Annotated in this window: 15 protein-coding genes; 9 read left to right on the plus strand and 6 right to left on the minus strand. The window is 62.8% G+C overall.

From position 1 onward, the window contains the following. Positions 1 to 63 precede the first annotated feature (63 nt). Both IC762_RS05545 and IC762_RS05550 read left to right on the plus strand, forming a co-directional pair. The gene (locus IC762_RS05545) at positions 64 to 3,306 is read left to right on the plus strand and encodes a hypothetical protein (protein ID WP_195787617.1); all 3,243 of its coding nucleotides are present in this window, start codon (positions 64 to 66) and stop codon (positions 3,304 to 3,306) included. Continuing rightward, the gene (locus IC762_RS05550) at positions 3,306 to 4,691 is read left to right on the plus strand and encodes a phosphoribosyltransferase-like protein (protein WP_195787618.1); all 1,386 of its coding nucleotides are present in this window, start codon (positions 3,306 to 3,308) and stop codon (positions 4,689 to 4,691) included. The genes IC762_RS05545 and IC762_RS05550 overlap by 1 nt, the downstream gene beginning before the upstream one ends. A 55-nt stretch (positions 4,692 to 4,746) precedes the next feature. On the opposite strand, the gene IC762_RS05555 is transcribed toward IC762_RS05550, so the two are convergent. After that, the gene (locus tag IC762_RS05555; RefSeq protein WP_195787619.1) at positions 4,747 to 5,145 is read right to left on the minus strand and encodes an MAPEG family protein; all 399 of its coding nucleotides are present in this window, start codon (positions 5,143 to 5,145) and stop codon (positions 4,747 to 4,749) included. Between the two features lie 150 nt (positions 5,146 to 5,295). On the opposite strand from IC762_RS05555, the gene hemH reads away from it, so the two are divergent. From hemH to IC762_RS05570, 3 genes are all read left to right on the plus strand, one after another. Further along, entirely contained in the window at positions 5,296 to 6,330 is a 1,035-nt protein-coding gene (gene hemH / locus IC762_RS05560; protein ID WP_195787620.1) for a ferrochelatase, read from the plus strand. A 221-nt stretch (positions 6,331 to 6,551) separates the two neighbouring features. Then, positions 6,552 to 7,553 (plus strand): SPFH domain-containing protein, encoded by a 1,002-nt coding sequence (locus tag IC762_RS05565; RefSeq protein ID WP_195787621.1) that lies wholly within the window; start codon positions 6,552 to 6,554, stop codon positions 7,551 to 7,553. Between the two features lie 40 nt (positions 7,554 to 7,593). Then, positions 7,594 to 8,040: an NfeD family protein gene (locus tag IC762_RS05570; RefSeq protein WP_195787622.1), complete on the plus strand. Its 447-nt coding sequence runs from the start codon at positions 7,594 to 7,596 to the stop codon at positions 8,038 to 8,040. A 13-nt stretch (positions 8,041 to 8,053) separates the two neighbouring features. On the opposite strand, the gene IC762_RS05575 is transcribed toward IC762_RS05570, so the two are convergent. After that, on the minus strand, positions 8,054 to 8,380 hold the full coding sequence (locus IC762_RS05575) for a winged helix-turn-helix transcriptional regulator (protein WP_195787623.1): 327 nt from the start codon (positions 8,378 to 8,380) through the stop codon (positions 8,054 to 8,056). A gap of 74 nt (positions 8,381 to 8,454) precedes the next feature. Between IC762_RS05575 and IC762_RS05580 the strand changes: the two genes are divergently transcribed. Further along, positions 8,455 to 8,994: a carboxymuconolactone decarboxylase family protein gene (locus tag IC762_RS05580; RefSeq protein ID WP_195787624.1), complete on the plus strand. Its 540-nt coding sequence runs from the start codon at positions 8,455 to 8,457 to the stop codon at positions 8,992 to 8,994. A 96-nt stretch (positions 8,995 to 9,090) separates the two neighbouring features. On the opposite strand, the gene IC762_RS05585 is transcribed toward IC762_RS05580, so the two are convergent. After that, positions 9,091 to 10,098 (minus strand): KpsF/GutQ family sugar-phosphate isomerase, encoded by a 1,008-nt coding sequence (locus IC762_RS05585; RefSeq protein ID WP_195787625.1) that lies wholly within the window; start codon positions 10,096 to 10,098, stop codon positions 9,091 to 9,093. 257 nt (positions 10,099 to 10,355) lie between these two features. Here IC762_RS05585 and IC762_RS05590 point away from each other — a divergent pair, with 257 nt between their 5' ends. Further along, positions 10,356 to 12,026: an outer membrane beta-barrel protein gene (locus IC762_RS05590; RefSeq protein WP_433995896.1), complete on the plus strand. Its 1,671-nt coding sequence runs from the start codon at positions 10,356 to 10,358 to the stop codon at positions 12,024 to 12,026. 178 nt (positions 12,027 to 12,204) lie between these two features. Here the strand turns inward: IC762_RS05590 and IC762_RS05595 are convergent, their stop codons facing one another. Both IC762_RS05595 and gltB read right to left on the minus strand, forming a co-directional pair. Next, on the minus strand, positions 12,205 to 13,662 hold the full coding sequence (locus tag IC762_RS05595) for a glutamate synthase subunit beta (RefSeq protein ID WP_195787627.1): 1,458 nt from the start codon (positions 13,660 to 13,662) through the stop codon (positions 12,205 to 12,207). Positions 13,663 to 13,755: 93 nt separating this feature from the next. Continuing rightward, a complete protein-coding gene (gene gltB, locus IC762_RS05600) occupies positions 13,756 to 18,507 on the minus strand; it encodes a glutamate synthase large subunit (RefSeq protein ID WP_195787628.1) in 4,752 nt (1,583 codons plus the stop codon). A 471-nt stretch (positions 18,508 to 18,978) separates the two neighbouring features. On the opposite strand from gltB, the gene IC762_RS05605 reads away from it, so the two are divergent. Further along, entirely contained in the window at positions 18,979 to 19,761 is a 783-nt protein-coding gene (locus tag IC762_RS05605; RefSeq protein ID WP_195787629.1) for a hypothetical protein, read from the plus strand. An 84-nt stretch (positions 19,762 to 19,845) separates the two neighbouring features. Here IC762_RS05605 and IC762_RS05610 read toward each other — a convergent pair whose 3' ends face one another. After that, the gene (locus IC762_RS05610; RefSeq protein WP_195787630.1) at positions 19,846 to 20,316 is read right to left on the minus strand and encodes an Hsp20 family protein; all 471 of its coding nucleotides are present in this window, start codon (positions 20,314 to 20,316) and stop codon (positions 19,846 to 19,848) included. Positions 20,317 to 20,535: 219 nt separating this feature from the next. Between IC762_RS05610 and IC762_RS05615 the strand changes: the two genes are divergently transcribed. Continuing rightward, positions 20,536 to 21,483, plus strand: coding sequence for an alpha/beta hydrolase (locus tag IC762_RS05615; RefSeq protein ID WP_195787631.1), 948 nt, complete (start codon positions 20,536 to 20,538; stop codon positions 21,481 to 21,483). Positions 21,484 to 21,543: the final 60 nt, after the last annotated feature.

A 21,543-nucleotide genomic window follows, 5' to 3' on the forward strand; every position in this document is an offset into this window, starting at 1 on the left:
CTGCATTGAGAAGTGAGGGGAAACGACAGTTTCTCAAAGGAGCGCAGTTGTATGATAAAAACCTTGAATGAACTTGATGACGCGCTACTTCGGTGCCTTCGTTCGCGCAGGGTTGCGCTGTGGATTGAGGGTACGGTTCAAAGTGGCATCCTGAATGAAGCTGCAGGCCTCCCTTGGGTCAAGATTTGGAGCTCAGTATCTCGTGCATCTCTCAGCTCGGCCCTTGCACATGCCAAAAATCGAAAGCCGCTATTCTTCGATCGACCAGACGACGCTCCGCAAGCGTGGAACGAGTCGGAATACATTGTAGTCTACGATGTTCAATCGAGCACAACTTCAGATCGGTTAGAGCTGGTTAGGCGACAGGCTTGGAACGAAGGCCTTAAGCAGCTCATCCAAGGCTGGGATGGGATCATTTTGATCCTGACAGAGCGCATGGCGTCACTTCAACTAGGACGCGATATTGAGTTAATCTCCGCCCTCGCGCCGGCAAGTATAATCGTGCTGCAGCATGGCTTGCTGTCAGGAGCGAGTGCAGACGGGCTAACTAATCTCGTGACTTGGCAGGGCCCTTTGCTCGATTTTGTCAGAGAGGCCCTAAGCGTATGCTCTGAGCAAGAGAAAGTAGACGTACTTGACCTGAAACACGCATCAGGTGTGCGAATCGAAGGAGCCGATTTTGACGTTATTGCGGGCTCATGGACCCTACTCCGTCGAGGGCACTTGGCCCCGGCCTCTCGTGTTTCCCAGAAAGACTTTGACCACTTCCTTTCAGGTACAATCGGGACCTGGGAGGTTGGTTATTGGCAATTGATGAGTGCAGGAATCTCACACGACCGAGGTGGAATTGCTAACGAGGGAACAACTGCAGGCGACGCGAACTCTGTTGACCCTGTCGCCCTTGCGGTTGATGCGATTAAGGCCCTCGATTTCGCTGATCGCGATCCGTCCCAACAGGTGGACGTTCTCACGTTGGCAGCGGAGTCGGGCAGCGGCTGCACAACACTGCTCCGGCAACTCGCACTAGCTGTTGCCCGCGCTGGCTATCCTACTTTCATATCCCAACCAAACGTTCGCGATCTTTCGACCGATTCGCTGGCTGATGCGGTTGTTGCGGTGCAGTCTGCATGGGCTGCTGCACGCGATCGCAGCGCCAAGGGTAGCGGGCACGGCACCCTACCAGTCTGTATCATTGTTGACGCTGACGCAGAGCTTCAATCGGACCGCTCCCGGTTGATGTCGAAGCTTCAGTCACTCGGGCGCAAGGTGTATGTTGTCCGCGCTTTAACTCGAAGTCGCTCCGAAATGGCGGAGTTGCCGACGGCGCTTCATCTAAAATCGGAAGCAACTGAAAATCAAATTTTAGCCCTAGGTCGACACCTTTCGGCATTTGGTTCTCGCTACGGTCTTGTTCCTCTTCCGTCCGACGACGAGTGGCATTCTTACTATCGGAGTTTCAAAGGTGTTCAGGCGGGGTTCCACGGAGAAATTGTCACGCCACCGCTGTTTTTGGTGGGGCTCCATATCTTCGTTAAGGATCGTGTGCGGGATGAACGGAGCTTGGAGCAATACCTATATCGAAAATGGCTGGAAATTGATGCTCCATCTGGGAAGGAGCTAGTCCGCGTCCTCGCTGCGGCTGGGAGTTATGGCTTGGCAGTGCCCTTCGAGACCGCCGCCAGAGTCGCCGAATTGAGACCAGCGCTGTTTGGGCAGCTTCAGGAGAATGAGGACCGAGCGCTAGACGTCTTTTGTCAATGGACGCGTCCACCAACGAATCAATCTGACTGGGCCGTTGCGATACGCCATCAAGCGCTGGGGGTATTGCTTGGTAGGGTACTATTCCCTGATCAAGCGACGGCTCCATACAGCGCGTTGCTGCCGGTCCTGAGCACATTGACTTCGAAGGAAGAGGATCGGTGGTTCGCTGACAACCTTGCATATCGGCTCGGTCAGCGTTTTGGTAGCTATTCGGCTCCATTCTCGCTTGATGTGGATACCGCAAATCAAAAGGCCGCGCGCGCGATTTTTGCGTCGTTTCCAAAAGAGCTTCGAAGTAGCAGTCGGACTATTCTGCATCACCATGCGCGTTACTACATCAAAGTCCTAAAAGCATGCATTGAGGCGATAGCTGAGCCAGAGCACACGATCGAGCCAAGATCCGCCACTATTCGCTTGGCCGAAGCTGCGGCCGACGAGGCTCAGGCGATTCTCGATGTGGCACTTGATTTGCCAGAGCAGAACGATCGACGGAGCAGTCTGCTAACAACGCTCTCCGCGGCGCTCGGGACGCTCTCACGAGCGTTGTTGTCTGTCGGGTCAAAGTCATACGCGAACCGATCCCTAAAATACTTTTGGGATTCGATAGATGCTGCGCAAGAAGCCGTCAATTTTGATGGGGGCAATGGGCATGCGAACTTCAATTTAATTGATACGATTCAAAAGGCCCTCCAGAATTCTTTGCCTTTGGCCGTGTCCCAGGAGTTGGAGCTCTTCGAGGTTGCCGATAATTGTCTTGTCACTCTCCAGCAGTTGCACAGCACAAAGCGATGGAGCAATGTCGATGATCTCGGCGGACAGGAGTCCGTCGGAGGGCTGATAGTTGAGCAATTGGCGCTGGCAAAACGCCTTTCGGCGCGTACGAAGTCGTCAATTGGCCCGGCGTTTTTCGATAGTCCGGCGGGATTGATGATCAGAATTCGGGAGGTGGTTGGCCCAGATGACCTATCTCAAGCGTTTCGAGACCCAAAGCGCGCGCTAACTTTGAGAAAGTTGCGGGGATCGTTTGAAGATCATGAACTAAGGGCCGGACGTGCTCTCCAATACCTCTACAAGCTCTATCTCCACGATCCAATTGGACGTCTAAATTTTGCCCATCGTCGCGAGTTGTTGCGATTACTCAAAGCATGTTCGGTCGAGGAATATGAACCATATCGACATGATGAGGCGACTTTGTCATGTCAGCTTGGGGAGTTCGAACCAGCTGAAACCTTGTTTAACCAATTGCGCGAGGCGCGACAGGCGGAGCCATCAAGGTGGTACTGGCACAATGAGAGAGTGCTCATTGAGGTCGTAGAGGGCGCGGCTCGGCCAAGGGAGTTCGCTATTGAGGTTGTTGATGCGGCTAACGGCTGGGGCCGTATCAAAGGGCTCGACAGAATACGCATCAAAATTCAGCCGAATCAGTTCTCTGGCCTCTCTAAGGGAAGTTTTCATAGAGCTTGCGTTCGCTTCCGAACGGGTGGCTTGCAAGCAGTGCGCGATCGCTTCGCGAGAGACGATCTTTTGGAAATGGGGCTTGCCTGATGGTCACAGTGGCCGAAGCAGCTCTCCATTTTTATCAACGGTTGAGCGAACAGCTTCTTCAGGAACCAGCACTTGCCACTCAAGGCGTTTTGATGCTGTGCGACAAGGATTGGGCTTTGCCGGACCAAGACATTCGCGGTGTGGCGAAGGCGTTGGTACGACGAATTCATCCAAGCGCAATCGAGCCAGGTTTCTTGTTGGGTTGGAAGGAGCTTGGCGGGCCGAGCCGCGATGGCCTGGTCTTGGATGTGCGTAGCGATACTCATGCTCCCCCGGAAAGGGATGCTCGCCGAGCGATTGAGGCTGCAGGTCCTGGGGTCGTTCTCATTTCCAACGATAGACTGACTGGCATCGGATTGCTGATCCTACCATTTCAGCGCAACGAAGCAGTATACGATGCGGTTCCGCTGGCTCTGAAGTCACTTGAGGAGTTCTGCGGAGGTCGACTTGATGTCGTTGCTTCCCGTCGGTTCATGAGAGGAGGGGTGTTGGCTGCCTTTGAGGTGGGGTTATTTCCGCCGGCGCAGCGACAAATAGCGGCGGCGTTTGATGAAGATCAGGTTTTGTCTCTTTGCAGGACGCTGTGTGGCACCTGGGTTTACCGAGGGCGTCAAGTTACGCCCGAGCACGCAGCGAAATGGGCTGAGCAGTTCAGGGGAGCGAGACTAATCGGTGAGGCAATGGATGTCCTGAAGTATTTGAACTCTGACGGCTTTCTCACCAGAAACTACATCGTCGATTGCATTAGAGAACAGTACCAGTCCGTCCTGCGAAAATACGAGACTGTGCAGGCGATATCTGTTCAGAGAATTCAGAAGAGTGAGCATCACCTAGTGTACGATCTTCGCTTCTTGCCAAGGGAAATTGTTAGCTTCGCCGAAGCGATTGAAATCCATAAACGGGATGTGACGCTTGTTTGCTTCGATGACGTTGTTGGCAGCGGAGGTACATTCATTGATGCGCTATTCGGTGGTCTTGCGGGCGTGCCGGTAGAAAGGGTCAGTGAGTGGCTGCTAGACGGAAATAATCAAATAGTCGTGGTGTGTGCGATTGCAGGCGAGGAGGGAAAGCGTCGAGTCGAGGAGCATGAGCATGCTCATGGTCGCGTAGAGATATTTGCTCATAGGACAATAAGGAATGGAGAGGCCACGTTTCACGAAAGGTCTCGAATATTCTCGAAGAACTCGAGTGGAGAGAAATTTATGGAATTCTGCCGAAAGGTAGGAGACGACTTATATCCGAAGGCACCTCTAGGGTATGGCGACTCTCGATGGTGCATAGCAACAGAATACAATGCGCCAAACAATTCATTACCGGTTATATTCGCAAGAGGCAATGCGACCAGGAAGTGGACGCCACTCTTTGAACGAATCGAGCCGACTTAAGCGGTCTTACTTCCGGAGCCGGAGAAGAGCACTTTGAAATTGAATCGTGCAGCCCTCACCCCCTCAAATACCCCCGGATCATCGGTAGCAGGAAGATCGCGATGTTGATCGCAAAACCGATGCTCCAGAGGATCGAGCGCAAGGTCGGGCGGTTGCCGATATAGGTGAAGACGTAGGCGATGCGCACGATCAGGAACAGCACGGCCAGCTCGTCGATCAGCCGCAGCGGGCCGATGCGGAATTCGGCGAGCAGCACCGCGAAGGCGAAGAACGGGAACGCCTCGATCCCGTTCTGATGGGCGCCGAGTGCCCGCGAGCGGATCGGGTCGTCGTAGAAATCGGGATCGCGCGGGCGGGAATTGTCGAAGCGGCGGAAGCCGATCCATTTCACCGATGCGATCGTCAGGAGCGACAGCATCAGCGTCCCGAAGACGCACCATTCGGCGACCGTCATGGTTCCTCCACAGAGCGTTTTCGAGCGAAGTGGTCCCGGTTCGCGTCAAGAAAACGCGTCAAGACAAAGCTTGATCGAGAACGTAGCCAACCGGCACTCGCCTTGACAAGCCAGCGGCAACGCGCGAAGCCCACCCCAGAGAACACCAGCATGAGCACGGTCATTCCCTTCGAGAGCGCGAAGCCGGCAGCAAGCGCCAAGCCGGAGCGCGTCGGCGTGCTGCTGGTCAATCTCGGCACGCCGGATACCGCGGATGCCAAGGGCGTGCGGGTCTACCTGAAGGAATTCCTGTCCGATCCGCGGGTGATCGAGAACCAGGGGCTGCTCTGGAAGCTGATCCTCACCGGCATTCTGTGCATCCGGCCCGCCCGCAAAGCACGCGACTACCAGAAGATCTGGAACGTCGAGAAGAACGAGTCGCCGCTGAAGACGATCACGCGCGCGCAGGCCGAGAAGCTGGCGGCCGCTATTGCCGATCACGACCACGTGGTGGTCGACTGGGCGATGCGCTATGGCAACCCGTCGATCGCCTCCCGGGTGGCGGCGCTTGCCGCGCAGGGCTGCGGCCGCCTGCTGGTGGTGCCGCTCTATCCGCAATATTCCGCAGCGACCTCGGCGACCGTCTGCGACGAGGTATTTCGCGCGCTGGCCGGCATGCGCGACCAGCCGATCCTGCGGGTGACGCCGCCTTATTATGATGACCCCGATTACATCGCGGCGCTGGCAGACTCGATCGACGCGCATCTTGCGACGCTGCCGTTCCAGCCCGAGATCATCCTCGCCTCGTTCCACGGCATGCCGAAGGCCTACGTCGACAAGGGCGATCCCTATCAGGCGCAGTGCATCGCGACCACGGACGCGCTGCGCAAGCGGCTCGGGCTCGAAGCGTCTAAGCTGGTCCTCACGTTCCAGTCGCGCTTCGGCAACGCCGAGTGGCTGCAGCCCTATACCGACAAGACCGTGGAGCGGCTGGCGAAAGAGGGCGTGAAACGGATCGCCGTGGTCACGCCGGGCTTCTCCGCCGATTGCCTGGAGACGCTGGAAGAGATCGCGCAGGAGAACGCCGAAATCTTCCGGCACAATGGCGGCGAAGCATTCGCCGCGATCCCCTGCCTCAACGACAGCGATGGCGGCATGGACGTGATCCGCCAGCTCGTGCTGCGCGAGCTGCAAGGCTGGATCTAAGAAGGTTGGATCTAAGAAGGCTGGATTTAAGAAGGCTGGATCTGATTGTTAACGATCCGTGACACCAGACACGGATGGCGCGTTCAGTCTTGGACCGTCTGGTATCCCGCAAGACGGCCTCCTACGTATCAGGTAGAACAACGGCCGGCTGAACCGGCGTCGCGGTCCTGCCGACCAACCCACGACCGCGCCCCTGCGACGGTCGGGCCCTGGAGGACTCCATGACTGGTTTCGATATTTTCGCGATCGCGCTTGTTCTTCTCGTCATCATTACGCTGTTCGCGGGCGTCAAGACCGTCCCGCAGGGCTATGACTGGACCATCGAGCGGTTCGGCAAATACACCCGCACGCTGTCGCCCGGCCTCAATATCATCGTGCCCTATTTCGATCGCATCGGGCGCAAGATCAACATGATGGAGCAGGTGATCAACATCCCCGAGCAGGAGGTGATCTCCAAGGACAACGCCACCGTGACGGTGGACGGCGTCGCCTTCTTCCAGGTGTTCGACGCCGCCAAGGCGAGCTACGAGGTCGCCAATCTGACGCAGGCGATCACCGTGCTGACCATGACCAACATCCGCTCGGTGATGGGTTCGATGGATCTCGACCAGGTGCTGTCGCATCGCGACGAGATCAACGAGCGGCTGTTGCGCGTGGTCGACGCCGCGGTGTCGCCGTGGGGCGTCAAGGTCAACCGCATCGAGATCAAGGACATCGTGCCGCCGGCCGACCTGGTCGAGGCGATGGGCCGGCAGATGAAGGCCGAGCGGGTCAAGCGCGCCGACATCCTGCAGGCGGAAGGCCAGCGGCAATCCGAGATCCTGCGCGCCGAGGGCGCCAAGCAGGGCCAGATCCTGCAGGCCGAGGGCCGCAAGGAAGCCGCCTTCCGCGATGCCGAGGCGCGCGAACGCTCCGCCGAGGCCGAGGCCAAGGCGACGCAGATGGTCTCCGAGGCCATTTCCAAGGGCGACGTCGCCGCGCTGAACTATTTTATCGCCGACAAATACATCAAGGCGTTCGGGCAACTGGCCGACTCGCCGAACCAGAAAGTCCTGATGCTGCCGATCGAGGCGACCAGCATCCTCGGTTCGCTCGCCGGCATCGGCGAGATCGCCAAGGCAACCTTTGGCGAGAGCGCCGCGTCTGCCCAGGCAGCCGCACGGCGCGGCTCGGTGCCATCAGCCGGTCCCGCGGCGCCGCCGCCTGTGCCGCCGAGGACCTGAGGCGTGGTAGCGTCACGCCCGCAATCATAGGGGTCCTGTCATGGCCGAGATGTTTTCGACGTTGGGCACCTGGAACTGGCTGATCTTCGGCTTCATCCTGATGGCGCTGGAGCTCGCCGCGCCCGGCGTGTTTTTGTTCTGGCTCGGGCTTGCGGCGCTGCTGGTCGGGCTGCTGTCGTTCGCCTTCACGCCGGCCTGGCAAACCCAGCTCCTGATGTTTGCGGTGTTCGCCGCAGCGGCAGTGCCGGCGTGGCGGCATTTCGCCCGAAGCGCGACCGAGGTGAGCAAGACCAACCCGTTCCTCAATCGCCGCAACCAGGCCCTGATCGGCCGCGAGTTCACGCTGGAGAAGCCGATCATCGATGGCGCCGGCACGGTGCGGATCGACGACACGGTCTGGCGGGTCGCCGGCCCCGACGCGCCTGCCGGCAGCCGCGTCAAGGTCGTCAGCGCCGACGGCGCCAACCTGACGGTGGCGGTGGCCTAACTTGCTCTATCCTTCAGCGCCTGCTCCAGCGTTCGGCGAAACGATTGAGCGGCATGAACGACTCGCTAAGCTCCCTGCCCAGCGCGGTCAGCCGATAGCCGTCCTCCGTCAATTCGACGAACCCTGCCTCGCGCAGCTCGGTCAGCCGCGTCTGCAGGATCGTCGGTGAGGCCTCGTCGCAGGCACTGCGCAGCGCGCGCGAGGTCAGCGCGCTCTCGCGCAATTCCCAGGTGATCCGCAGCGTCCAGCGGCGCCCGAGCAGGTCGAGCAGCGCCATGATCGGACGTCCCGTGCGCGAACCGCGGACGCTGTGCTTTGCGGTCGGAACCGGCTTCGGCATGCGGAATTCTCCTTGCGCAACGCTACAGATATTGTAGCGTGTTGCTACGGTAATTGTAGCAGTGAGGACAAGCCATGTCACGCATCGCGCCGCTGGCGCCGCCCTATGCGGCGGACGTTCAACAGCATTTCGACCGCATCATGCGCGGCAAGCCGCCGCTGCTGCTGTTTCGCGTGATGGCCGGCCATGCGCGCGCCTGGGAGAAGTTTCGCGGCGGCGGCCTGCTCGATCGCGGGCCGCTCTCCCTGCGCCAGCGCGAGATCGTGATCGACCGCACCTGTGCGCTCAATGCCTGCGAATATGAATGGGGCGTGCATGTCACAGCGTTCGGCGCGGCTGCGACTTTTTCAGAGGCGCAGGTCCATGCCACCGTGCACAGCAGCGCGGACGCAGCGTGCTGGTCGCCGGCCGAGCAGGCGATGTTGGCTGCGGTCGATGGGCTGCATGCGCGCGCGACGCTCGACGACGCCGAGTTCGCGGCGCTGTCGGCGCATTACGACGAGGATCAGATCCTGGAGATCATTTTGCTGTGCGGCTTCTACCGCACGGTGTCGTATCTCGCCAACGCGCTGGCGTTGCCGCTGGAGGCGGATGCGGCAAGGTTTCCGAAGTGAGATTGTAGGGTGGGCAAAGCGCAGCGTGCCCACCACTCTTGCACTGCTCGTGATGGTGGGCACGCTTCGCTTTGCCCACCCTACGGATCGTGATCGTTACGCCACGCCGGCGCGCAGCAGATCGTGCAGATGGATGATCCCGACTGGCTTCTTCGCGTCTGTTACGATCAGCGTCGTGATCTTCGATGCGTTGAGCAGTTCCAGTGCTTCGCCGGCGAGCATGTCGCGGCTGATCGTCTTCGGCGTCTTGGTCATGACCTCGTCGACCGAGAGCGTGAGCAGCTCGGGGCGCATCTGCCGGCGCAGATCGCCGTCGGTGACGATGCCCACGATATGGCCGCGGTCATCGACGATGCCGACACAGCCAAATCCCTTCGAAGTCATCTCGACCAGCGCATCCGACATTTTGGTGCCGAGCGGCTTCAAGGGCACCGCGTCACCGGAATGCATGAGGTCGCCGGTGGTTTTCAGCAGCGCGCCGAGCTTGCCGCCCGGATGCAGCACGCTGAAATCGGTCGAGGTGAAGCCGCGGCCCTCGAGCAGCGCGATCGCCAGCGCATCGCCGAGCGCCAGCATCATCAGCGTCGAGGTGGTCGGCGCGAGATTATGCGGGCAGGCCTCGCGCGCCTTCGGCAAGGTCAGCTGCACGTCGGCGGCCTTGCTCAGCGTCGAATCCTTGTCGGCGGTCATCGCGATCAGGGGAATGCTGAAGCGTGCCGCATAGGCGATCAGGTTGCGCATCTCCGCCTGCTCGCCGGACCACGACAGCGCGAAGATCGCATCATCTGACGTGATCATGCCGAGATCGCCATGGCTGGCTTCGGCGGAGTGCACGAAGAACGCCGGCGTCCCGGTCGAGGCGAAGGTCGCGGCGATCTTGCGGCCGATATGGCCCGACTTGCCGAGCCCGGTGACGATCACGCGCCCTTTCAGCTTGCGGATCAGCTCGGCGGCCGCCGCAAACGAGGTCGCAAGGTCGGATTTGAGCGCAGCGGACAGCGCGGCGATGCCGCTGGCTTCGGCATCGAGGGTGCGGAGCGCCGATTGAACAGCGCCGTCGTCGCGGCCGGATGATTTGGTCATCAGCGGTTTCGGTTTGGCCATACTGGATTCCAGGGGAGGGTTTTGCACCCGGGCGTCTCCCTTAGCACGGTCGCTTCAACGAAGCGACGCAGGGCGGCCAATCCTCAACGGCCCATTAACCATAATTGTTTTAACTCCATTAACGACGATTTCCGCCGCAGTGCGCGGCGGGTCGTCAAGCGTATGAATTCGTTGGGGTATTTTCCATCGTGGTGCGGAGGCCAACAAAGGGCCGGGATGGGCGCGGACGCCTCGTTCGCGTTGCCTTGCCATGCCTTTTGTTGATCGCGGCCTCGGATACCGCCGGCGCCCAGACCGTGACGCCGGATCTGTTCAGCCCGAACCGGCAGAGCCAGATCATCAATCCCGATTCGCCGCTGCGCCGGACCACTGCCGACGCGCTCGATCCGTTGACCGGAACGAGGCTGCCGGACCCGGATCGCGACCGGCGCGGCTCGTCATCCACTTCGACGTCCACGACGCAGATCGGGCAGATCCCGACCTATGGGCTGCCGGCCGCCAACGGCGCCTCCACCTCCGGCTACGACTCGCTCAACCGCAAGCGCCTGAAGCTGAAATATTATCCCGGCCAGGCCAAGCCGAAGCCGCCGCCGGGGCCCGGCTCGCCGGTGCCCGCACCGCCGCCGCTGAACGCGGCCGGCCAGCTGCGGCTGTCGATCCCGCCCTCGGAGACCGCGAGCAAGCCGCCGGTGCCGCCGGCGATGGCCGGCAACATCACGGGCCAGCCGCCGCGCAGGCGGTTGAAGATCGACGACGATCCGTTCGGCGCGGTCGGCGATTACGCGGGCTCGTTCATGGTCAAGACCGCTGTCGAGGTGATGGCCGGTTACGACACCAATCCGGGGCGGCTGAACCAGCCGCAGGGCCGGGCCTTCTACATGGTCGCGCCGGAATTCCTCGCCGTGTCGGACTGGGAACGTCACTCGGTCGTCGCCGATCTGCGCGGCTCCTTCACCGGCTACAATTCCCCCCTGACGCCGAACGCCGACGGCACGCCGCTGTCGGCGCCGCTCGACGTCGACCGGCCGAGCTTCAACGGCCATATCGACGGCCGGCTCGACGTCTCAAGGGACACCCACCTCACCGGCGAGGTGCGCCTGCTGGTCGCGACCGACAATCCCGGCAGCCCGAACATCCAGACCGGCCTCGACAAATATCCGATCTACACCACGGTCGGCGGCACCTTCGGCTTCGACCAGAATTTCAACCGCCTGCAAGTCTCCGGCGGCGCCACCATCGACCGCACCGACTATCAATGGTCGAAGCTCACCGACGGCACCATGTCGTCGAACGACGACCGCAACTTCACCCAGTATGGCGGCGTCGCCCGCGTCAGCTACGAGCTGACACCGGCGGTGAAGCCGTTCGTCGAGGTGCAGGGCGACAGCCGCGTCCACGATCTCACTCTCGACCGCAACGGCTATGCGCGCGATTCGGCCGGCGGCTACGCCAAGGCCGGCAGCTCCTTCGAGTTCACGCGGCTGTTGTTCGGCGAGGTCTCGGTCGGCTACGCCATGCGCGACTATGCCGACACGCGGCTCGGCCGCCTCGAGGGCCTGCTCACCACGGCCTCGCTGACCTGGACCGCGACGCCGCTGACGACGGCGAAATTCTATTCCGACACCCAGCTCGGCGAAACCACGCTGCCCGGCACCTCGGGCGTGCTGTCGCGCACCTATACCGTCGAGGTCGATCACGACTTCCGCCGCTGGCTGAGCGCGGTCGGCAAGTTCACCTACGGCACCCTCGAATACAAGGGCGACAGCCGCAACGACACCATCTACTCGGTGTCGACAGACATCATCTACAAGATGACCCGCAGCCTCTGGATCAAGGGCACCATCCGCCGCGACTGGCTGGACTCCAACCAGCCGCTGAACAACTCGGCGTCGACGGTGGTGATGCTGGGGGTGAGGGTGCAGAATTGATGTTCGGAGACGCGTAGGGCGCGCCACACCGAAGGTGTCATGCCCCGCGAAGGCGGGGCATCCAGTACGCCGCGGCTTCTCCGTATCTCACTGGCGTCTCTGGAATACTGGGGCGCCCGCTTTCGCGGGCGACGACAGTTGAGTTGGTAATTGCAAGTTGGGCGTACCCGCAGCCGCTTTACCGCGGCAAATCCGTCTTCCCCATCAAAAACGTATCGATCGCGCGGGCGCAGAGCCGGCCTTCGCGGATCGCCCACACCACCAGCGACTGGCCGCGGCGCATGTCGCCGGCGGCGAAGACCTTGGCCTTTGAGGTCTGGTAGTCCTGCAAATTGGCGCGGACGTTGCCGCGCTGGTCGAGATCGACGCCCAGGGTCTTGAGCAGGCCGTCGTGCACGGGGTGCACAAAGCCCATCGCCAGCAGCACGAGCTCGGCGTCGAGTGTGAACTCGGTGCCGGGCAGAGGCTTGAACTTGTCGTCGACCTTGATGCAATGCAGCTTGGTGACCTTGCCGTCGACGCCCTCGAATTTCTGGGTCAGCACGGCGAATTCGCGCGCCGCGCCTTCGGCCTGGCTCGACGAGGTCCGCATCTTCAGCGGCCAGTTCGGCCAGGTCAGGGCCTTGTTCTCGCGCTCGGGCGGCGCCGTCATGATCTCGAGCTGGGTCACGGACTTGGCGCCCTGGCGGAACGAGGTGCCGATGCAGTCCGAGCCGGTGTCGCCGCCACCGATCACGACGACATGTTTGCCGCCGGCGAGGATGTCGGTCACGCCGTTCAGCGGCTCGCCGGAGACGCGGCGGTTCTGCTGCGGCAGGAAGTCCATCGCGAAATGGATGCCCTGGAGATCGCGGCCGGGGATCGGCAGGTCGCGCGGGGCTTCCGCGCCGCCGGTCAGCGCCACGGCGTCGTACTGTTTTGCCAGTTCCTGCGGGTCGATCGCACCCGTCGTGTTGCCGCCGATCGCCTTGCCGTAGTGGAAGGTGACGCCCTCGGCTTCCATCTGCGTCACGCGGCGGTCGATGACGCCCTTCTCCATCTTGAAGTCGGGAATGCCGTAGCGCAGCAGGCCGCCGGCCTTGGCGTACTTCTCAAACAGATGCACGTCATGGCCGGCACGCGCGAGCTGCTGCGCGCATGCCATGCCGGCCGGGCCGGAGCCGACAACGGCGACCTTCTTGCCGGTTTTCTGGAGCGCGATCTCCGGCTTCAGCCAGCCTTCGTCCCAGGCGCGGTCGACGATCGCGCATTCGATGGTCTTGATGGTGACCGGGTTGTCGTCGATGTTGAGCGTACAGGACGCCTCGCACGGCGCCGGGCAGATCCGCCCGGTGAACTCCGGGAAGTTGTTGGTCGAGTGCAGGTTGCGCGCGGCCTCTTCCCAATTGTTCTGGTAGACGAGGTCGTTGAAGTCGGGGATCTGGTTGTTGACCGGGCAGCCCGGCGTGCCCGGCTCGGCCGAGCCGGTGCCGTGGCAATAGGGGATGCCGCAATTCATGCAGCGCGCTGCCTGGTCGCGGGTATCTTTCTCGCTCAGCGGAATCACGAACTCGTCGAAGTTCTTCAGCCGGTCGGCAACCGGCTCGTACTTGCGGTCGTGCCGCTCGATCTCGAGAAAACCTGTGATCTTGCCCATTAAACCCGATGCCCCTGCATCTCAGTTGTTCCGGTCATTCCGGGATGCGCGAAGCGCAGACCCGGAATCTCGAAGTTGTTTCGTCTCGTGATGCTACGCGCCGATCGCGATCTTCGGCTCGGCGTCGGCGTTGGCCTTCATTTCCTTCAGTGCGCGGCGGTACTCGACCGGCATCACCTTGCGGAATTTCGGCGCCCACGCTTTCCAGTCCGCCAGGATGTCGGCGGCCTTTTTGGAGCCGGTCAGCTTGGCGTGACGCGTGATCAGGACGTGCAGCCGCTCGACGTCCGAGTCGAGCAGGTTCTGGAACACGTCGACCCGGCCATGCGACTCGAGATCGCCGGAGTGATGATAGGTGCCTTCGTTGATCATCTCCTCCGACAGTACCGGCTCGAGCTCGACCATCGCGAGGTTGCAGAGCTTGGCGAAGTCGCCGGCCTCGTCGAGCACATAGGCGATGCCGCCGGACATGCCGGCCGCGAAGTTGCGCCCGGTCTTGCCCAGCACGACCACGATGCCGCCGGTCATGTATTCGCAACAATGGTCGCCGGCGCCCTCGACCACCGCGACGGCTCCGGAGTTGCGCACGGCGAAGCGCTCGCCGGCGATGCCGCGGAAGTAGCACTCGCCCTCGATCGCGCCGTACATCACGGTGTTGCCGACGATGATCGATTCCTCCGGCACGATGCCGGAGATTCTCGGTGGCTTGACGATGATGCGGCCGCCGGAGAGGCCCTTGCCGACATAATCGTTGCCTTCACCCTCGAGCTCGAAGGTGACGCCCTTGGCGAGCCAGGCGCCGAACGCCTGTCCCGCGGTACCCTTCAGGCTGACATGGATGGTGTCGAGCGGCAGGCCCTCATGGCCGTAGATCTTGGCCACCGTGCCCGACAGCATGGCGCCGGCGGAACGGTCGGTGTTGTTGATCTCCTCCTCGATCTTGACCGGCGCGCCGCGGTCGAGCGCGGACTGCGCCTTCTCGATCAGGCGGCGATCGAGCACGGCTTCGAGATAATGGTTCTGCCTCTGGGAGTGGAAGATGGTCTGGCCCTTCTCCTCCTTCTGCTTCACGAACAATTTCGAGAAGTCGAGCCCCTTGGCCTTCCAGTGCGAGACCAGCGCGGTCTGGTCCAGCATCTGGACCTGGCCGACCATCTCGTTGAACGTCTTGTAGCCGAGCTGCGCCATGATCTCGCGGACTTCCTCGGCGACGAAGAAGAAGTAGTTGATGACGTGCTCGGGCTGGCCGGTGAAGCGCTTGCGCAGCACCGGATCCTGGGTGGCGACGCCGACCGGGCAGGTGTTGAGGTGGCACTTGCGCATCATGATGCAGCCCGCCGCGATCAGCGGCGCGGTGGCGAAGCCGAACTCGTCGGCGCCGAGCAGCGCGCCGATCACGACGTCACGGCCGGTGCGGAAGCCGCCGTCGACCTGCACCGCGATGCGGCTGCGCAACTGCTGGCGCACCAGCGTCTGGTGGGTTTCGGCAAGCCCGATCTCCCATGGCGAGCCGGCATGCTTGATCGAGGTCAGCGGCGAGGCGCCGGTGCCGCCCTCGAAGCCCGCGATCGTCACATGGTCGGCACGCGCCTTGGCGACGCCGGCGGCAACCGTGCCGACGCCCACTTCGGACACCAGCTTGACCGAGACCTGGCCGTCCGGATTGACGTTCTTGAGGTCGTAGATCAGCTGCGCGAGGTCTTCGATCGAGTAGATGTCGTGATGCGGCGGCGGCGAGATCAGGCCGACGCCCGGGGTCGAGTGCCGGACCTTGGCAATGGTGGCGTCGACCTTGTGGCCGGGCAACTGGCCGCCTTCGCCGGGCTTGGCACCCTGCGCCATCTTGATCTGCATCATGTCGGAGTTGACGAGATACTCCGTGGTGACGCCGAAGCGGCCCGAGGCGACCTGCTTGATCGCCGAGCGCATGTTGTCGCCGTTCGGCAGCGGCTTGAAGCGGTCGGCTTCCTCGCCGCCTTCGCCGGTGTTGGACTTGCCGCCGATCCGGTTCATCGCGATCGCAAGCGTGGTGTGGGCCTCGCGCGAGATCGAGCCGAACGACATCGCGCCGGTCGCGAAGCGCTTGACGATGTCCTTGGCCGGCTCGACCTGCTCGAGCTTGACCGGCTTGCGCTTGTCGTCCTCGGCGCTCTTGATCCGGAACAGGCCGCGCAGCGTCAACAGCCGCTCCGACTGCTCGTTAAGGATCTTGGCGAAGGCCCGATAACGCTCCAGCGAATTGCCACGTGCGGCATGCTGCAGCATCGAGACCGATTCCGCGGTCCAGGCATGGTCCTCGCCGCGGGTACGGTAGGCATATTCGCCGCCGACATCGAGCGCGCTCTTGAAGATCTGCACGTCGCCGAAGGCGTCGTTGTGGCGCCGCACCGTCTCCTCGGCGATCTCGGCGAGGCCGACGCCTTCGATCCGGGTGTGGGTGCCGGCGAAATACTTGGCGACGAAGTCCGCCTTGAGGCCGACCGCGTCGAAGATCTGCGCGCCGCAATAGGACTGGTAGGTCGAGATGCCCATCTTGGACATCACCTTGAGCAGGCCCTTGCCGATCGACTTGATGTAGCGCTTGACGATCTCGTAGTCGCTGAGCCCGCCCGGCAGCCTGTCCTTCATCGACAGGATGGTCTCGAAGGCGAGATAGGGGTTGATCGCTTCGGCGCCGTAGCCGGCGAGGCAGGCGAAGTGATGCACTTCGCGCGGCTCGCCGGATTCGACGACCAGGCCGACCGAGGTGCGCAGGCCGGTACGGATCAAATGGTGATGCACGGCAGCGCAGGCGAGCAGCGACGGGATCGGGATCCGGTCGGTGCCGGTCATCCGGTCGGACAGGATGATGATGTTGATGCCCTCGCGCACCGCGCCCTCGGCGCGCGCGCAGAGCTCGTCGAGCACCTGCTCCATGCCCGCCGCGCCAAAGCCGGCGTGGAAGGTGGTGTCGAGCGTGCGCGACTTGAAATGGGTCTCGGCGACGTCGGAGATCGAGCGGATCTTCTCCAGATCCGCATCGGTCAGGATCGGCTGCCGCACCTCCAGGCGCTTGGTCGAGGCGACGCCTTGCAGATCGAACAGGTTCGGCCGCGGCCCGATGATCGAGACCAGGCTCATGACGATTTCTTCGCGGATCGGGTCGATCGGCGGGTTCGTCACCTGCGCAAAGTTCTGCTTGAAGTATGTGAAGAGCTGCTTCGGCTTGTCCGACAGCGCCGAGATCGGCGTGTCGTTGCCCATCGAGCCGGCAGCTTCCTCGCCGGTGGCCGCCATCGGCGTCATCAGGATGGTGACGTCTTCCTGGCTGTAGCCGAATGCCTGCTGGCGATCGAGCAGCGGGAGGTTGGAGCGCACGCCCTTGGCCGGCGCATCCGGCAGCTCCTCGAGCTGGATCTGGGTGCGATGCAGCCAGTCGCTGTAGGGATGGCTCTTGGCGAGGTCGGCCTTGATCTCGTCGTCGGGAATGAGGCGGCCCTGCTCGAGGTCGACCAGCAGCATCTTGCCGGGCTGCAGCCGCCACTTGGTGACGATCTGCTCTTCCGGAATCTTCAGCACCCCCATCTCGGACGCCATCACGATGCGGTCGTCGCTGGTGACGAGGTAGCGCGCCGGGCGCAGGCCGTTGCGGTCGAGCGTGGCGCCGATCTTGCGGCCGTCGGTGAAGGCGATCGCGGCCGGGCCGTCCCACGGCTCCATCAGCGCGGCGTGATATTCGTAGAAGGCGCGGCGCTGCTCATCCATCAGCGGATTGCCGGCCCACGCTTCCGGAATCATCATCATCACGGCATGAGGAAGGGAATATCCGCCCTGCACCAGGAATTCGAGCGCGTTGTCGAAGCAGGCGGTATCGCTCTGGCCTTCGTAGGAGATCGGCCAGAGACGGTTGATGTCCTTGCCGTAAGCTTCCGAATGCACCGACGCCTGCCGCGCCGCCATCCAGTTGACGTTGCCGCGCAGCGTGTTGATCTCGCCGTTGTGCGCGATCATCCGGTAGGGATGCGCCAGCGACCAGGTCGGGAAGGTGTTGGTCGAGAAGCGCTGATGCACCAACGCCAGTGCGCTGTCGAAATCCGCTTCGTGCAGGTCGGGATAGTACTTGCCGAGCTGGTCGGCGAGGAACATGCCCTTGTAGATCACGGTGCGGCACGACAGCGAGCACGGATAGTAGCCCGCCATGCCGCGGTCGCGGCGCTGGTAGATCGCCTGCGAGATCGACTTGCGCAGGATGTAGAGCCGGCGCTCGAAATCGTCCTCGGTCTTGGCGGCGCCGTTGCGGCCGATGAAGACCTGCATGTGGTAGGGCTCGGTCGGCTTCACCGTGACGCCGAGCGAAGAGTTGTCGGAAGGCACATCGCGCCAGCCGAGCAGCTTGAAGCCCTCGTTCTTGATCTCCTCGGCGATGATGCTCTTGATCACGTTCCGCCAGGCGGCATCGCGCGGCATGAACAGCGCGCCGATGGCGTATTCGCCGGGAGCCGGCAGCTTGAAGCCGAGCTCGGCGGTCTTGCGCGCGAAGAAGGCGTGCGGGATCTGCACCAGGATGCCGGCGCCGTCACCGGCGCGCGGGTCGGCGCCGACGGCGCCGCGATGCTCGAGGTTGCAGAGGATGTTCAGCGCGTCGGAGACGATCTGATGCGACTTCTTGCCCTTGATGTTGGCGATGAAGCCGACGCCGCAGGAGTCCTTCTCCAGGCTCGGATCGTACAGGCCTTCGGCTTTGGGACGCCAAGTGTGCAATTCAAGGGCGTGCGGCCCATAGGCGGAATCGGCGGCTTTCGAGTCCGCGGTCGCCGACAGCGTTTCTGTCACGATGGTTTCGCGCTCGAATTCCGACCCGCTCATGTGTCCTCTCCCTCTGTTAAGGGGCCTCACCGTCTTTGGCGCACCTTGGACGTTGCGGCACCCACCGGGCCACCGCTCGTCCGCCGCGAGCCGCATTTTCCTTAATTCAGACGACGGGCGTTCAACGTCCCTGTGGAACAGCCCTGCCTGCAGCATTCTCAGAGCCCGGGGCACCGAGTTTCGTTGCAATCCCTGTGCCGGGATGGCCCCGAAATTGAGACAGCCTTGCTGTCCTAACTCCGACCTTGCCAAATTTTTGTCTATCACACAAGCGCGTGCAAGTCCTCGTCCGCATGCTCGGATCGAGCGGCTCGCCCGGGCCGCGCCGCCCCTGATTTGAAGCAAGCGCGCCGCGATCTGGCCCAAGGAGCGACCAAGGACCGCCGGAATTAGAAATGAAATTTCGCGTCAAGGCAAAGCCGGAAAGAGAGCGGGAAGCTCCCCGGGGAGGGGCAGTCAGGAGTAACGGCGATGAAGTTGTTCACAGGAGGATGGGTTGCAGTGGCCGGTCTGGCGCTCGGCGCAGCCTCGGCGCAGGCCCAGCTCTTGGCGCCGGCGCGGATCGGCAGCCCGGCGGTCGTCAGGGTCTCCGACTTCGAGCAGCCCTATGCGGCGATGCCCGAGGTGCCGCCGCCACCGCGCTACGGCCGACTGCCGAGCCTGCTGCCGCCGGTGGAGGTCTACACCGTGCTGCGCGACAACGGCTATCTGCCGCTCGGCGCGCCACGGCAGCGCGGCTTCGTCTACACCATCTCGGTGATCGACCATGGCGGCGATGACGGCCGGCTGGTGATCGACGCCCGCGACGGCCACATCATCCGCTTCATCCCGGCCTACGCCATGGGCGACGATTTCGATGGCGAACTGACCGCGACCTACGGACCGGTTGGCGCGATGCCACAGCCGATCCAGGCCCGCGTGCCGCGTCCGCCGGCCTCCATTCCGCATGTCGCGCGGCGCTCCGTGCCGGTGCCGAAACGTAGCCCGCTCGCCGTGGCCAAGCCCGCGGAGCCGCCGGCTGCCGCCCAGGCCGCCGCGCCGGAGCCTGCTCCGACCCAGGCGGCCGCGCCCGTGCCCGAGCCGGCTCCGCAGGCGGTCGCCGCCGCGCCGAAGCCGGCCGAGGCCGCGACGCAGCCGCCGGCAGCTCAGGCCACCCCACAGGCCGACACGACGACCGTCGGCAAAGCCGCCACGCCAGCCGCGCCCGCGATCCTGCCGACCCAGGAAATGCCGAAGGTGCAGGGATTGCAGTGACAGCTGCGAAGCCAAAATAAAAACGCCCCGGTTTCCCGGGGCGTTTCGCGTCGAGCCAATATCTGCTGACGACGCTGGACTTGTTTAGGCCGCGACCTTGCTGGCGTCGACGACCTGCGGAGCCTTCTCGCCGCCGGAGATCGGAATGCTGCGAGGCTTCTTGGCCTCGGGAATCTCGCGGACGAGATCGACATGGAGCAGGCCGTTCTCGAGCGAGGCGTTCTTCACCTGCACGAAGTCGGCAAGCTGGAAGACGCGCTCGAAGGCGCGCGAGGCGATGCCGCGATAGAGCACCTCGGCCTTGTCGCCGGAGTTCTCGTTGGCACCCTTCTCGCCCTTGATCGTCAGCGTGTTCTCCTTCGCGACGATCGAAAGCTCGGCCTGCGAGAAGCCGGAGACCGCAACGCTGATCCGGTACGCGTTCTCGCCGGTGCGCTCGATGTTGTAGGGGGGATAGCCGGGGCTGCCGTCCGAGGTCACCTGGTCGAGCAGGTTGAAGAGGCGGTCGAAGCCGACGGTGGAACGATAGAACGGAGTGAGGTCGTAGCTACGCATAGGGTAGTCCTCCAATGAGCGACTGTTGCAGTTACCCGCCCGCCATCGGGCCGGGCTTAGATGTGTGCAGCCTGATGTTCCGGTTCCGAAACACACTGGTAGCGGCCTGCACTGAGGTGATATGGGAGGGGTAACGTTGCGTTCAAGAGGCGGAATCCGCGTCGCTTTTCGGCGCCCGTGCCCTTGATTTCCACCTCGTTCCACCAGCCGGTTCCCTGCATGACGCTCGTCTCGATTCCCGCCAATCCGGTTCCGGAGGACGTCGTCAGCGGCACGATCAAGACTCCCGACGGCGCCGAGCTGCGCTTCGCGCGCTGGGCGCCGCCGCCCGGCCGCAAGGGCACGGTCTGCGTGTTCGCCGGGCGCGGCGAGATGATCGAGAAGTATTTCGAGACGGTGCGCGATCTGCGCGACCGCGGCTTTGCGGTGGCGATGATCGACTGGCGCGGGCAGGGCCACTCGTCGCGGCGGCTGCGCGATCCGCGCAAGGGCTATGTGCGCAGCTTCGCCGACTACGAGATCGACGTCGAGACCTTCGTGCAGCAGGTGGTGCTGCCCGATTGTCCGCCGCCCTATTTCGCGCTGGCGCATTCGATGGGCGGCGCGGTGCTGTTGCGCGTCGCGCATGCCGGCAAGCGCTGGTTCGACCGCATGGTGCTGTCGGCGCCGATGATCGACCTGCCGCGCCGCCGCGTATCGTTCTTTCCGAGCGCGCTGCTGCGGATCATGCGGCTGACCGGGCAGGGCGGCAACTACGTCCCCGGCGGCAGTGACGAGCTGGTCGGCACGGCGCCCTTCATCGGCAATCCAGTCACCAGCGATCCGGTGCGCCACGCCCGCAATGCCGCGATCCTCGAGGAAGATTCCACGCTCGGCATCGCCGCGCCGACGATTGCCTGGGCCGACACTGCGTTCGCGGCGATGCGCACCTTCCGCGGCATGTCGTACCCGTCCGACATCCGCCAGCCGATCCTGATGCTGGCGGCGAGCAATGACGAGGTGGTGTCGACCGCGGCGATCGAAGAATTCGCCTATCATCTACGCGCCGGCTCGCATCTCGTGATCGCCGGCGCCAAGCACGAGATCCTGCAGGAGCAGGACCGCTATCGCGCGCAGTTTTGGGCGGCGTTCGACGCCTTCGTGCCGGGCACGCCGCTGTTCAAGTAGGCATAGCGTTTTCGAGCGAAGTGGATCCCGGTTCGCGTGAAGAAAACGCGTCGAACAAGA

Source organism: Bradyrhizobium genosp. L (assembly GCF_015624485.1).
Classification (GTDB): Bacteria; Pseudomonadota; Alphaproteobacteria; order Rhizobiales; family Xanthobacteraceae; genus Bradyrhizobium.

What these genes read in the sequence shown, in the direction of transcription:
- hemH (WP_195787620.1), top strand. Translation starts at nt 5,296, where the DNA reads ATGAGCACGGTCATTCCCTTCGAGAGCGCGAAGCCGGCAGCAAGCGCC.
- IC762_RS05615 (WP_195787631.1), top strand. Translation starts at nt 20,536, where the DNA reads ATGACGCTCGTCTCGATTCCCGCCAATCCGGTTCCGGAGGACGTCGTC.
- IC762_RS05595 (WP_195787627.1), bottom strand. Translation starts at nt 13,662, where the DNA reads ATGGGCAAGATCACAGGTTTTCTCGAGATCGAGCGGCACGACCGCAAG.
- IC762_RS05585 (WP_195787625.1), bottom strand. Translation starts at nt 10,098, where the DNA reads ATGGCCAAACCGAAACCGCTGATGACCAAATCATCCGGCCGCGACGAC.
- gltB (WP_195787628.1), bottom strand. Translation starts at nt 18,507, where the DNA reads ATGAGCGGGTCGGAATTCGAGCGCGAAACCATCGTGACAGAAACGCTG.
- IC762_RS05580 (WP_195787624.1), top strand. Translation starts at nt 8,455, where the DNA reads ATGTCACGCATCGCGCCGCTGGCGCCGCCCTATGCGGCGGACGTTCAA.
- IC762_RS05605 (WP_195787629.1), top strand. Translation starts at nt 18,979, where the DNA reads ATGAAGTTGTTCACAGGAGGATGGGTTGCAGTGGCCGGTCTGGCGCTC.
- IC762_RS05570 (WP_195787622.1), top strand. Translation starts at nt 7,594, where the DNA reads ATGGCCGAGATGTTTTCGACGTTGGGCACCTGGAACTGGCTGATCTTC.
- IC762_RS05575 (WP_195787623.1), bottom strand. Translation starts at nt 8,380, where the DNA reads ATGCCGAAGCCGGTTCCGACCGCAAAGCACAGCGTCCGCGGTTCGCGC.
- IC762_RS05565 (WP_195787621.1), top strand. Translation starts at nt 6,552, where the DNA reads ATGACTGGTTTCGATATTTTCGCGATCGCGCTTGTTCTTCTCGTCATC.
- IC762_RS05555 (WP_195787619.1), bottom strand. Translation starts at nt 5,145, where the DNA reads ATGACGGTCGCCGAATGGTGCGTCTTCGGGACGCTGATGCTGTCGCTC.
- IC762_RS05610 (WP_195787630.1), bottom strand. Translation starts at nt 20,316, where the DNA reads ATGCGTAGCTACGACCTCACTCCGTTCTATCGTTCCACCGTCGGCTTC.
- IC762_RS05550 (WP_195787618.1), top strand. Translation starts at nt 3,306, where the DNA reads ATGGTCACAGTGGCCGAAGCAGCTCTCCATTTTTATCAACGGTTGAGC.